8 protein-coding genes and 1 tRNA gene are annotated in these 12,643 nt (G+C 66.3%); all 9 read right to left on the bottom strand.

Annotation, left to right across the window (positions count from 1 at the left end):
- Window positions 1–49 precede the first annotated feature (49 nt).
- On the bottom strand, window positions 50–4,294 hold the full coding sequence (gene rpoC / locus WCE39_RS14225; RefSeq protein ID WP_343277334.1) for a DNA-directed RNA polymerase subunit beta': 4,245 nt from the start codon (window positions 4,292–4,294) through the stop codon (window positions 50–52).
- An 89-nt stretch (window positions 4,295–4,383) separates the two neighbouring features.
- A complete protein-coding gene (gene rpoB, locus WCE39_RS14230) occupies window positions 4,384–8,541 on the bottom strand; it encodes a DNA-directed RNA polymerase subunit beta (protein ID WP_343277335.1) in 4,158 nt (1,385 codons plus the stop codon).
- A gap of 228 nt (window positions 8,542–8,769) precedes the next feature.
- Complete coding sequence (gene rplL / locus WCE39_RS14235) at window positions 8,770–9,141, bottom strand: 50S ribosomal protein L7/L12 (RefSeq protein WP_343277336.1); 372 nt, start codon at window positions 9,139–9,141, stop codon at window positions 8,770–8,772.
- Window positions 9,142–9,206: 65 nt separating this feature from the next.
- On the bottom strand, window positions 9,207–9,731 hold the full coding sequence (rplJ, locus tag WCE39_RS14240; RefSeq protein ID WP_343277337.1) for a 50S ribosomal protein L10: 525 nt from the start codon (window positions 9,729–9,731) through the stop codon (window positions 9,207–9,209).
- Window positions 9,732–10,081: 350 nt separating this feature from the next.
- Window positions 10,082–10,780, bottom strand: coding sequence for a 50S ribosomal protein L1 (gene rplA, locus WCE39_RS14245; protein ID WP_343277338.1), 699 nt, complete (start codon window positions 10,778–10,780; stop codon window positions 10,082–10,084).
- A 4-nt stretch (window positions 10,781–10,784) separates the two neighbouring features.
- Complete coding sequence (gene rplK, locus WCE39_RS14250; protein WP_343277339.1) at window positions 10,785–11,213, bottom strand: 50S ribosomal protein L11; 429 nt, start codon at window positions 11,211–11,213, stop codon at window positions 10,785–10,787.
- A 178-nt stretch (window positions 11,214–11,391) separates the two neighbouring features.
- Window positions 11,392–11,949, bottom strand: a complete 558-nt coding sequence (gene nusG / locus WCE39_RS14255; RefSeq protein WP_449284029.1) for a transcription termination/antitermination protein NusG — start codon at window positions 11,947–11,949, stop codon at window positions 11,392–11,394.
- A 32-nt stretch (window positions 11,950–11,981) separates the two neighbouring features.
- Window positions 11,982–12,365 carry a preprotein translocase subunit SecE gene (gene secE, locus WCE39_RS14260; RefSeq protein ID WP_343277341.1) on the bottom strand — a complete coding sequence of 128 codons (384 nt, stop codon included), beginning with the start codon at window positions 12,363–12,365 and terminating at the stop codon, window positions 11,982–11,984.
- Between the two features lie 24 nt (window positions 12,366–12,389).
- A tRNA-Trp gene (locus tag WCE39_RS14265) sits at window positions 12,390–12,465 on the bottom strand.
- Between the last annotated feature and the right edge of the window lie 178 nt (window positions 12,466–12,643).

A 12,643-nucleotide genomic window follows, 5' to 3' on the forward strand; every position in this document is an offset into this window, starting at 1 on the left:
CATTTCGGGATCTGGGACGGCCCCCGGAGGGGCCGTCACTAACGGTGTATCAGTCCTGCGCGCCTTCGCCAGCGGCGTCGGCACCCTCGACGGGCGCCTGCGCGGGCGCGGGCTCGTCGGCAACGGTGACCGCCGACAGGGCTTCCATCTCGGAATCGGTCAGCCCGGAGGCGTTCTTCCGACGCTGCGCATGGTACGCCATGCCGGTGCCCGCGGGAATCAGCCGGCCAACGATGACGTTCTCCTTCAGGCCACGCAGGCTGTCCCGGGTACCGCGGACGGCGGCCTCGGTCAGCACGCGGGTGGTCTCCTGGAACGACGCCGCCGAGATGAACGACTCGGTGGCCAGCGACGCCTTCGTGATGCCGAGCAGCACCGGATCGTAGTGAACCGGCAGCTCGCCCTTGGCGTTGAGCTTCTCGTTGGCCTCGATGACGCGCTGGCGCTCGGCCTGCTCGCCGTTGAGGAAGCGCGTGCTGTCGCCGGCGTCGGTGATCTCGACCTTGCGCAGCATCTGGCGGACGATCACCTCGATGTGCTTGTCGTTGATCTTCACGCCCTGCAGGCGATAGACGTCCTGGATTTCCTTGGTCAGGTACGACGCAAGTTCCTCGACGCCTTTCAGGCGCAGGATGTCCTGCGGGCTCGGCTCGCCGTCCACCACGGTCTCGCCCTTCTCCACGTGCTCGCCTTCGAACACGATGATCTGGCGGTACTTCGGGATCAGCTCCTCGTGATCGTCGCCGTCCACGGCCTTGATGATCAGGCGCTGCTTGCCCTTGGTGTCCTTGCCGAAGCTGACCACGCCCGACTTCTCGGCGAGGATCGCCGGGTCCTTGGGCTTGCGCGCCTCGAACAGGTCGGCCACGCGCGGCAGGCCGCCCGTGATGTCGCGGGTCTTGGAGGCTTCCTGCGGGATCTTGGCGACCACGTCGCCCACGCCAACCTCGGCGCCGTCCTGCATGTTGACGATCGAACGCGGCGGCAGCAGGTACTGCGCCGGCAGGTCGGTGCCCGGGATGTTCAGGCCTTCGCCGGTCTTCGCGTCGACGATGCGGATGGTCGGGCGGAGGTCCTTGCCCTGCGAGCCGCGACGCTTGGGATCGGTGATCTCGCGCGAGGCCAGGCCGGTCAGGTCGTCGGTCTTCTCGATGACGGTCACGCCGTCGATGAAGTCCACGAAGCGCATCACGCCCTTCACTTCCGACACGATCGGGTGGTTATGCGGGTCCCAGGTCGCGATGGTCTGGCCGGTCTTCACCGCCATGCCGTCCTTCGCGTTGATGGTCGCGCCGTACGGGAGCTTGTAGCGCTCGCGCTCGCGGCCATGCTGGTCGAGCACGGAGATCTCGCCAGAGCGCGACACGCCCACCAGGTGCCCGGCGGAATGCGACACCGACTTGACGTTGTTGAACTTCACCGAACCGGTGGTCTTGACGGTCACGTTGTCGATCGCCGCCGCACGCGACGCCGCGCCACCGATGTGGAACGTACGCATCGTCAGCTGGGTGCCGGGCTCGCCGATCGACTGCGCGGCCACCACGCCCACGGCTTCGCCGAGGTTCACAAGGTGGCCACGGCCGAGGTCGCGGCCGTAGCAGTGCGCGCAGACGCCGAAGGACGATTCGCAGGTGATGGTCGAGCGGACCTGGATGGTCTGCACGCCCGCGTCCTCGAGCTTCTGCACCCAGGCTTCGTCGAGCAGGGTGTTGCGGGTGACGATCGGATCCTCGTCGTCGCCGGGCAGGAACACGTCCTCGGCCACGATGCGGCCCAGCACGCGGTCCTTCAGCGGCTCGACCACGTCGCCGCCTTCCACGATCGGAGTCATGGTCAGGCCGTCGCGGGTGCCGCAGTCGGTCTCGGTGATCACCACGTCCTGCGCCACGTCGACCAGGCGACGGGTCAGGTAGCCGGAGTTCGCGGTCTTCAGCGCGGTATCCGCGAGGCCCTTGCGGGCACCGTGGGTCGAGATGAAGTACTGCTGGACGTTCAGGCCCTCGCGGAAGTTCGAGGTGATCGGGGTCTCGATGATCGAGCCGTCGGGCTTGGCCATCAGGCCGCGCATGCCGGCCAGCTGGCGGATCTGCGCCTGCGAACCACGCGCGCCGGAGTCGGCCATGATGTAGACCGAGTTCATCGACTTCTGCTCGACCTTCTCGCCCTTGGCGTTGGTGACGATCTCGGTGCCGATGGTCTTCATCATCGCCTGGGCGACGCGCTCGTTGGTGCGCGACCAGATGTCGACCACCTTGTTGTAGCGCTCGCCGGCCGTGACCAGGCCCGACTGGTACTGCTGCTGGATCTCCAGCACCTCGGTCTCGGCCTCGGCCAGGATGCCCTTCTTCTCGTCCGGGATGATCATGTCGTCGATGCCGATCGACACGCCGGCGCGCGTGGCGTAGGCGAAGCCGGTGTACATCAGCTTGTCGGCGAACACGACCGTGTCCTTCAGGCCCAGCATGCGGTAGCAGCTGTTGATCAGGCGGCTGATGTTCTTCTTGGTCAGCTCGGTGTTGGCCAGCGCGAATGGCAGGCCGTCGGGCAGGATCTCGGCCAGCAGCGCGCGCCCGACCGTGGTGTCCACGATCGAGGTCTTCTTCTCGCGGTTGCCTTCCTCGTCGACCACGGTCTCGGTGATGCGCACCTTGACCTTGGCGTGCAGGCCGGCGGCCTTGTTGTCATAGGCGCGCTTCACCTCGGAGACGTTGGCGAACGCCATGCCCTCGCCCGGGGTGTTCTCGAGCGCGCGGCTCATGTAGTACAAGCCCAGCACGACGTCCTGCGACGGCACGATGATCGGCTCGCCGTTGGCCGGCGACAGGATGTTGTTCGACGACATCATCAGCGCGCGCGCTTCCAGCTGGGCTTCGAGGCTCAGCGGGACGTGCACGGCCATCTGGTCACCGTCGAAGTCGGCGTTGAACGCGGTGCAGACCAGCGGGTGCAGCTGGATGGCCTTGCCCTCGATCAGCACCGGCTCGAACGCCTGGATGCCCAGGCGATGCAGGGTCGGCGCGCGGTTGAGCAGCACCGGGTGCTCGCGGATCACCTCTTCGAGGATGTCCCACACCTCGGCCTCTTCGCGCTCGACCAGCTTCTTGGCAGCCTTGATGGTCGTGGCCAGGCCACGGCGCTGCAGCTTGGCGAAGATGAAGGGCTTGAACAGCTCCAGCGCCATCTTCTTCGGCAGGCCGCACTCGTGCAGGCGCAGGGTCGGGCCGACCACGATGACCGAACGGCCCGAGTAGTCGACGCGCTTGCCGAGCAGGTTCTGGCGGAAGCGGCCCTGCTTGCCCTTGATCATGTCGGCGAGCGACTTCAGCGGGCGCTTGTTGGTGCCGGTGATGGCACGGCCGCGGCGGCCGTTGTCCATCAGCGCGTCCACCGACTCCTGCAGCATGCGCTTCTCGTTGCGCACGATGATGTCGGGCGCGTTGAGTTCCAGCAGGCGGCGCAGGCGGTTGTTGCGGTTGATGACGCGGCGGTACAGGTCGTTCAGGTCGGAGGTCGCGAAGCGGCCGCCGTCCAGGGGAACCAGCGGACGCAGGTCGGGCGGCAGCACCGGCAGCACGGTCATTACCATCCACTCGGGGCGGTTGCCCGACTCGAGGAAGGCCTCGACCAGCTTGATGCGCTTGGTGAGGCGCTTGAGCTTGGTCTCGGAACCGGTGGCGGCGATGTCTTCCTTCAGGCGGACCATCTCCGCCTGCAGGTCGATCGTGCGCAGCAGGTCGAACACGGCCTCGGCGCCCATGGCGGCGTCGAAGTCGTCCTGGTGCTCCTGGCGCATCTGCATGTACTGCTCTTCGTTGAGCAGCTGGCCACGCTCCATCGGCGTCAGGCCCGGCTCGGTGACCACGAAGGCCTCGAAGTACAGGATGCGTTCGATGTCACGCAGCGTCATGTCCAGCATCAGGCCGATGCGCGAGGGCAGCGACTTGAGGAACCAGATGTGAGCGGTCGGGCTTGCGAGGTCGATGTGGCCCATGCGCTCGCGGCGCACCTTGGCCAGCGTCACCTCGGTGCCGCACTTCTCGCAGACCACGCCGCGGTGCTTCATGCGCTTGTACTTGCCGCACAGGCACTCGTAGTCCTTGACCGGGCCGAAGATGGCGGCGCAGAACAGGCCGTCGCGCTCGGGCTTGAAGGTGCGGTAGTTGATGGTCTCCGGCTTCTTCACTTCGCCGAAGGACCACGAGCGGATCAGGTCCGGGGAAGCGAGCGCGATCTTGATCGCGTCGAAGTCCAGCGCCGGGCGCTGCTGGTTGAACAGGTTCAGAAGGTCTTTCATGAGTTTCTCCGGGAACGGGAATCGAGGACGTGGCTGCGGTGCTTACCGGAGGCGGGCGCGTCGTGCGCGCCCTGCCCCGGGCTGCGTCCTCAGTTCTCTTCCAGCTCCATGTTGATCGCGAGCGAACGGATTTCCTTGACCAGCACGTTGAAGGACTCGGGCATGCCCGCGACCATCTCGTGTTCGCCGTCGACGATGTTCTTGTACATCTGGTTGCGGCCCTGCACGTCGTCGGACTTCACCGTCAGCATTTCCTGCAGGGTGTAGGCCGCGCCGTAGGCTTCCAGCGCCCAGACTTCCATCTCGCCGAAGCGCTGGCCGCCGAACTGCGCCTTGCCGCCCAGCGGCTGCTGGGTGACGAGCGAGTACGGGCCGGTCGAACGCGCGTGCATCTTGTCGTCGACCAGGTGGTTGAGCTTCAGCATGTGCATGTAGCCCACGGTCACCTTGCGCTCGAAGGCATCACCGGTGCGGCCGTCGTACAGCTGGGCCTGGCCGCTGATCGGCAGGTCGGCGAGTTCGAGCATGTGCTTGATCTCGGCCTCCGCCGCGCCGTCGAACACCGGGGTCGCCATCGGCACGCCGCCGGTCAGGTTCTGCGCCAGTACCAGCAGCTCCTTGTCGGAGAACTGCTTCAGGTCGACGCGCTGCCCGTGCAGCTTGTCGTCGTGGTTGTAGATCTGGTCGAGGAACTTGCGCAGGTCGGCGATCTTGGCCTGGGCCTGCAGCATGCGGTCGATCTTCTGGCCCAGGCCCTTCGCCGCCCAGCCAAGGTGCACCTCGAGGATCTGGCCGATGTTCATGCGGCTCGGCACGCCCAGCGGGTTGAGCACGATGTCGACGGTCTCGCCGTTGGCCATGTGCGGCATGTCCTGCACGGGAACGATGGTCGAGACCACGCCCTTGTTGCCGTGGCGGCCGGCCATCTTGTCGCCCGGCTGGATGCGGCGCTTGACCGCCAGGTACACCTTGACCATCTTCAGCACGCCCGGCGCGAGGTCGTCGCCCTGGGTGATCTTGCCGCGCTTGTCCTGGAACCGGCGCTCGAACTCCTCCTCGTGCACCTGCAGCTGCTTGGAGGCGCGTTCGATCGCGTCGGCCGCGTCGTCGTCCTTCATGCGCAGCTGCAGCCAGTCGGACTTCTTGACGCCGTCGAGCACCAGCGAGGACACGGTGTCGCCCTTCTTCACGCCCGGGCCGCCGTTGGCGACCTTGCCCAGCAGCTGCTCGCGCAGGCGGGCGTAGATCGCGCCCTCGAGGATGCGGAACTGGTCGTCGAAGTCCTTCTTGACGCGCTTGATCTCGGACTCTTCGATCTGCTTGGCGCGCTTGTCCTTCTCGATGCCGTCGCGGGTGAAGACCTGCACGTCGATGACGGTGCCGTCCATGCCCGGGGGCACGCGCAGCGAGCTGTCCTTCACGTCCGACGCCTTCTCGCCGAAGATCGCGCGCAGCAGCTTCTCTTCCGGGGTCAGCTGGCTCTCGCCCTTCGGCGTGACCTTGCCCACCAGGATGTCGCCGGCGCGGACTTCGGCACCGATGTACACCACGCCCGACTCGTCGAGGCGGTTCAGCGCCTGCTCGGACACGTTCGGGATGTCGGCGGAGATTTCCTCCGGCCCGAGCTTGGTGTCGCGGGCGACCGCGGTCAGCTCCTCGATGTGGATCGTGGTGTAGCGGTCTTCCTGGACCACGCGCTCCGAGAGCAGGATCGAGTCCTCGAAGTTGTAGCCGTTCCACGGCATGAACGCGACCAGCATGTTCTGGCCCAGGGCCAGCTCGCCGATGTCGGTCGAGGGGCCGTCGGCCAGCACGTCGCCGCGCGCGACCACGTCGCCCACGTTGACCAGCGGGGTCTGGTTGATGCAGGTGTTCTGGTTGGAGCGCGTGTACTTGATCAGGTTGTAGATGTCGACGCCGGCATCGGTCTCGCCGGAAATCTCGTCCTCGTTGATCTTGACCACGATGCGGCCGGCGTCGATCTGCTCGACCACGCCGCCACGACGCGCGTTCACCGTCACGCCCGAGTCGCGCGCCACGGCGCGCTCGATGCCGGTGCCCACCAGCGGCTTCTCGCTCTTCAGCGTCGGCACGGCCTGGCGCTGCATGTTCGCGCCCATGAGCGCGCGGTTGGCATCGTCATGCTCGAGGAACGGGACCAGCGCCGCCGCGACCGACACGGTCTGCATCGGCGAAACGTCCATGTAGTGGATCTCGCTCGGCGGCTTGAGCAGGTTCTCGCCCTGGAAGCGGCAGGCGATGAAGGGCGCGTCGAGCTGGCCCTTGGCATCCTGCGGCGCGTTCACCTGCGCGATGACGTACTCGTTCTCCTCGATCGCCGAGAGGAACTCGACGTCGTCGGTGACCTTGCCGTCCACGACCTTGCGGTACGGCGTCTCGAGGAAGCCGTAGTGGTTGGTGCGTGCGAACACGGCCAGCGAGTTGATCAGGCCGATGTTCGGGCCTTCCGGGGTCTCGATGGTGCAGACGCGGCCGTAATGGGTCGGGTGCACGTCGCGCACCTCGAAGCCGGCGCGTTCGCGGGTCAGGCCGCCCGGGCCAAGGGCCGACACGCGGCGCTTGTGCGTGACCTCGGACAGCGGGTTGTTCTGGTCCATGAACTGCGACAGCTGCGAGGACCCGAAGAACTCCTTCACCGCCGCCGCGACCGGCTTGGCGTTGATCAGCTCCTGCGGGGTCAGGCCATCGGTCTCGGCCATGGTCAGGCGCTCGCGCACCGCGCGCTCGACGCGGACCAGGCCCACGCGGAACACGTTCTCGGCCATCTCGCCGACCGACCGGACGCGGCGGTTGCCGAGGTGGTCGATGTCGTCGACCACGCCGCGGCCGTTGCGGATCTCGGTGAGCACTTTCAGCACGTCGAGGATGTCGGAGCTGTCGCCGTTGGCTTCACGCAGGCGGGCGGAGTCGTCATCCTTGCGCTCGGCGAAGTAGCGCGCGTCGTACAGCACCGGCGCGCCGGTGGTTTCCTTGCGGCCGATGCGGCGGTTGAACTTCATCCGGCCCACGGCCGAGAGGTCGTAGCGCTCGAAGGTGAAGAACAGGTTGTGGAACAGGTTCTGCGCGGCGTCCTTGGTCGGCGGCTCGCCGGGACGCATCATGCGGTAGATCTCGACCAGGGCCTCGAGCTGGGTCTTGGTCGGATCGATGCGCAGGGTGTTGGACAGGTAGGGGCCGCGATCGAGGTCGTTGACCCAGATCGTGCCGACGTGGTCGACGCCCGCCTTGCGCAGCGCCTCCAGCATCTCCTCGGTGATCTCGTCGTTGGCGGAGGCCACCAGCTCGCCGGTGGCGGCGTCGATGACGTCGTGCGACAGGATGCGACCGACCAGGTACACGTCCGGCACGGCCAGCGCCTCGATGCCGGAGTCGACCAGCTGCTTGACGTGGCGCGCGGTGACGCGCTTGCCCGCCTCGACGATCACGCGGTCGCCATCGGCCAGGTCGAAGTCCAGGGTCTCGCCGCGCAGGCGCTCGGGCACCAGCGCCAGCTGTACGCCTTCCTCGGGATCGATATGGAAGTGGTTGACCTCGAAGAACTCGTTGAGCATTTCTTCGTTGTTGTAGCCAAGCGCGCGCAGCAGCACGCTGACCGGCAGCTTGCGGCGGCGGTCGATGCGGGTGAACAGCGCGTCCTTCGGGTCGAACTCGAAGTCCAGCCAGGAGCCGCGGTAGGGGATGATGCGGGCGCTGTACAGCAGCTTGCCCGAGCTGTGGCTCTTGCCGCGGTCGTGGTCGAAGAACACGCCCGGGGAACGGTGCAGCTGGGACACGATGACGCGTTCTGTCCCGTTGACGATGAAGGTGCCGTTGTCGGTCATGAGCGGGATCTCGCCCATGTAGACCTCCTGCTCCTTCACGTACTTGATGGTCTTCGACGACGACTCGCGGTCGTAGATCACCAGGCGCACGGTCACGCGCAGCGGGGCGCCGTAGCTGAGGCCGCGGTTGCGGCACTCGCGCTCGTCGAACACCGGGTCGCCGAGCTTGTAGCCGACGTACTCCAGCGCTGCATAGCCGTTGTAGCTGGTGATCGGGAACACGGACTTGAGCGCGGCGTGCAGGCCGCGGTCATCGCGGCGCGCCGGGTCCTTGTCGGCCTGCAGGAACTCGCGGTACGAGTCGACCTGGATGGCAAGCAGGAACGGCACTTCCAGGATCGAACGGCGCTTGCCGAAGTCCTTGCGGATGCGCTTCTTCTCGGTGAACGAATATGACGTCGTCATGGTGGGCTACCGCCTTTGGCATCTGCGGGACGCGCGCTGCGCGCCCCAGGGGGAACAATGAACCGCCAGTTGGAAGTCGCTGGTATTGCCGGCACCAGCACGCCTTCTCCCGCCACTTCCAACTGCCGACTCGGTGTCGGTTCTATCCGGTCGCTTCAACGGCCGAAGGCCGGGGGCTTACGCCCCCAGCCCCGGTGGTCGCCAATCACGCTGGCGACGCGACAACGCTTACTTGACTTCGACCGTGGCGCCGGCCGTTTCCAGGTCCTTCTTGACCTTCTCGGCTTCTTCCTTCGAAGCGCCTTCCTTGACCGTGCCACCGGCTTCGGTCAGGTCCTTGGCTTCCTTCAGGCCCAGGCCGGTGATCGCGCGGACCACCTTGATGACCTCGACCTTCTTGTCGCCGGGCGACTTCAGGATCACGTCGAACTCGGTCTGCTCTTCGACCGGGGCGGCAGCAGCGGCCGGACCGGCAGCCATGGCGACCGGGGCGGCGGCGGACACGCCGAACTTTTCTTCCATCGCCTTGACCAGCTCCATCACCTCGATGAGGGTCTTGCTGCTGATCGCTTCGATGATCTGCTCGTTGGAAAGGGACATCTCGATACCTCTGGTTATCTAATGTTGGAAAACGTCTGTGGTCGGTTGTCGACCGAACTGTTGCCTCAAGCCGCCTTCTGCTGGCCGACCGCGTTCGTCACGCGGGCGACCTGCGAGGCCGGCTCGGCCAGCACGCGCACCAGCATGGTGGCGGGCTGGACCATGACGCTGAGCAGCATCGACAGCGCTTCGTCGCGCGTCGGGAGCGAAGCCAGGACATCCACATGGGTGCCCGGGTACTTCTGCCCACCGATCGCCACGAGGCGCGGCTTCAGCTTGTCGTTCGCCTTGGCGAACTCCTTGATCAGGCGTCCGGCGGCGCCGGGGTCTTCCTTCGAGAAGGCGTACAGCAGGGGACCGGTCAGCTCGTCCTGGACGACGGCGTAATCGGTGTTCTCCACTGCACGCGAGACCAGCGTGTTCTTCGCGACTTTCAGGTACACGCCTTCGGCGCGCGCCTTCTTGCGCATGCTGGTCAACTGCTCGACGGTCAGGCCCACGTACTCCGCGGCAACCAGCGAGTGCGCCGATGCGGCGACCTCGGCCAGTTCGGCAACGACTTCCTTCTTCTGGTTCAGATTGAGAGCCATTGCACTTCCTCCGTACTTCGCAATCCAGCCTGGCGTATCCACGCCCGGCTGGTCCTTTGTCAGCACCAGTCCCTTGGTGCCGGGGACGCCGCAAGCGGCATCCCGTTGGTGGCCGTTTTCCTTCTGGATCGATGCATCCGGATCTTTGGGAGGGTCGGCAACCATCTGCGCAGGCCCGTCCCCGCGTTGGCGGTTCGAGGATTAAGCGCCCTGCGGTGGCAACGACGGCGATTCCATGCCAGTTCGAGCATCCGTGCCCGTCGTCGCTGCCGCACAGGCCGCGCCTGCGGTCTTTGACGGCCCCGCCTCCGGCCCAAGGCCTTCGGCGACGCCCTCAAAACTTGCTGTGATTACTTCAGGGACAGGGTCGACTGGTCCACGGCGACGCCGGGGCCCATGGTCGAGCTGACCGAGATCTTCTGCAGGTACTGGCCCTTGGCGGTGGCCGGCTTGGCCTTCACCAGGTCGACCAGCAGCGCCTCGAGGTTTTCCTTCAGGCGGGCCGGCTCGAAATCGGCCTTGCCGATGGTGCAGTGGATGATGCCGGCCTTGTCGGTGCGGTAGCGGACCTGGCCGCCCTTGGCGTTCTTCACCGCCTCGCCCGGGTTCGGGGAGACCGTGCCGACCTTCGGGTTCGGCATCAGGCCGCGCGGGCCCAGCAGCGTGCCGAGCTTGCCGACCACGCGCATGGCGTCCGGGGTGGCGATCACGACGTCGTAGCTGAGGTCGCCGCCCTGCATCTTCTCTGCCAGGTCGTCCATGCCGACGATGTCGGCGCCAGCGGCCAGGGCTTCTTCAGCCTTGGCGCCGGCCGGGGCGAACACCGCCACGCGCACCGACTTGCCGGTGCCCTGCGGCAGCACGGTCGAACCGCGAACCTGCTGGTCCGACTTGCGCGCGTCGACGCCCAGGCGCACGGCCACGTCCACGGCTTCGACGAACTTCGCCTTGCTGTGGTCCTGGACGATCTTCAGCGCCTCGTCGATGGCGTAGGCCTTGCCGGGAACGGTCGCGGCCACGATGCTCTTCTGTCGCTTGGTCTGTGCCATGGTCTCAGCCCTCCACCGACAGGCCCATCGAACGGGCGGAGCCCTCGATGGTGCGAACTGCTGCTTCAAGATCGGCCGCCGTCAGGTCGGCCTCCTTCATCTTCGCGATTTCCTCGAGCTGGGCCCGCGTGACCTTGCCCACCTTCTCGGTGTTGGGGCGCTTGGAGCCGCTCTGCACGCCGGCGAGCTTCTTCAGCAGCACCGCAGCCGGAGTCGACTTGGTGATGAAGGTGAAGGTGCGGTCGGAGTACGCGGTGATGATGACCGGGGTCGGAAGACCCGGCTCGAGCTTCTGCGTGGCGGCGTTGAACGCCTTGCAGAACTCCATGATGTTCAGGCCGCGCTGGCCGAGGGCAGGACCCACCGGCGGCGACGGATTCGCCTGGCCGGCCTTGACCTGCAGCTTGATGTAACCGATGACTTTCTTTGCCATTGTCCTCTCCGGGTGCGAACGCCTGTCAGGCTCCCCATCGGGCCGGGAATCACGCGTCCCGGTATCGCGTCGTCACGCGCAAAGGCCGCCAGGGCGGCGGCCAATGCGATTTGCCCGGTTTCCGGGCAGGAAGCCACTTACTATAGCAGCTTCCAGGGGCTCGGGCCAAGCGGCCGGATCAGGCCTTCTCGACCTGCCCGAATTCCAGCTCGACCGGGGTCGAGCGGCCGAAGATGAGCACGGCCACGCGCAGGCGGCTCTTCTCGTAGTTGACCTCTTCCACCACGCCGTTGAAGTCGTTGAAGGGGCCGTCGACGACGCGGACCATCTGGCCGGCCTCGAACAGGACCTTCGGGCGCGGCTTCTCCACGCCTTCCTGGACGCGGGCGAGGATGGCGTCCGCCTCTTCGTCGCGGATCGGCAGCGGCTGGGCGGCCGTGCCGCCGATGAAGCCCATGACCTTGGGGGTTTCCTTGACCAGGTGCCAGCTTTCGCTGTCGATGCGGGGAATCCCGCCCTCGTCATGGGTCGCGATCTGGACCAGCACGTAGCCGGGGAAGAACTTGCGCTCCGAGCGGCGCTTCTGGCCGGAACGCATCTCGATGATTTCCTCGGTCGGCACCATCACGTCGCCGAACTTCTCGTCCATCTCCATGCGCGCGATGCGGTCACGCAGCGCCTGCGCCACCGACTTCTCGAAGCCGGAATAGGCATGTACCACGTACCAGCGCTTGATGATCTCGCTTTCCATCGACTCAGACATCTCCATCAGTTGCCGAGCAGCAGGCGGATGGCCCACTGGATGACCAGGTCGAAGCCCGCGAGCAGCAGGCTGATGATCACCACGACCAGCATCACCACCCAGCTCATGCGCATGGCCTCCTGGCGGGTCGGCCAGACCACCTTGCGCAGCTCGAAGCGGGCCTCGGAGAGGAATTCGCGGGTCTGGTGACCCTTGGCGCTGGTCAGGAAGACCACCAGCGCGGCGGCAACGCCAGCAACAACGGCCAGCACGCGCAGCGGCGTCGGCCATTGGCCGTCGAACCAGTAGAACGCGACGAGCCCGCCAAGCAGCAGCAGGGATGCGGCCACGTACTTGGCAATGTCGGCCGCCGAAGCCTGGCTCTGCGTGTGTTGGACCCTGCTGTTCAAGTCGCTATCGCCCTCGTTGTGGCATGGCACGCCAGGAGGGACTCGAACCCCCAACCTGCGGTTTTGGAGACCGCTGCTCTGCCAATTGAGCTACTGGCGTGTGTAAATTCTTCTTGCCTCTTAGACGCCAACGGCGAGCCGCTCCCGACTCGCCCCGGCGTCCTTGCAGGCCGTCGGCGTACCGCCGATGGCCGCTGGCGTTATCCGGACCCCCGGTCCGGATCAACGGCAGCACGTATCACGGCGGCCAACGGCCGCCGGGGTGCGCGGTTTTGCTT

Origin of the sequence: Luteimonas yanweni, assembly GCF_039548475.1 — a bacterium.
In the GTDB taxonomy this organism is placed as follows: Bacteria; Pseudomonadota; Gammaproteobacteria; order Xanthomonadales; family Xanthomonadaceae; genus Luteimonas.

What these genes read in the sequence shown, in the direction of transcription:
- rplK (WP_343277339.1), bottom strand. Translation starts at nt 11,213, where the DNA reads ATGGCAAAGAAAGTCATCGGTTACATCAAGCTGCAGGTCAAGGCCGGC.
- rplL (WP_343277336.1), bottom strand. Translation starts at nt 9,141, where the DNA reads ATGTCCCTTTCCAACGAGCAGATCATCGAAGCGATCAGCAGCAAGACC.
- rplJ (WP_343277337.1), bottom strand. Translation starts at nt 9,731, where the DNA reads ATGGCTCTCAATCTGAACCAGAAGAAGGAAGTCGTTGCCGAACTGGCC.
- rplA (WP_343277338.1), bottom strand. Translation starts at nt 10,780, where the DNA reads ATGGCACAGACCAAGCGACAGAAGAGCATCGTGGCCGCGACCGTTCCC.
- rpoB (WP_343277335.1), bottom strand. Translation starts at nt 8,541, where the DNA reads ATGACGACGTCATATTCGTTCACCGAGAAGAAGCGCATCCGCAAGGAC.
- rpoC (WP_343277334.1), bottom strand. Translation starts at nt 4,294, where the DNA reads ATGAAAGACCTTCTGAACCTGTTCAACCAGCAGCGCCCGGCGCTGGAC.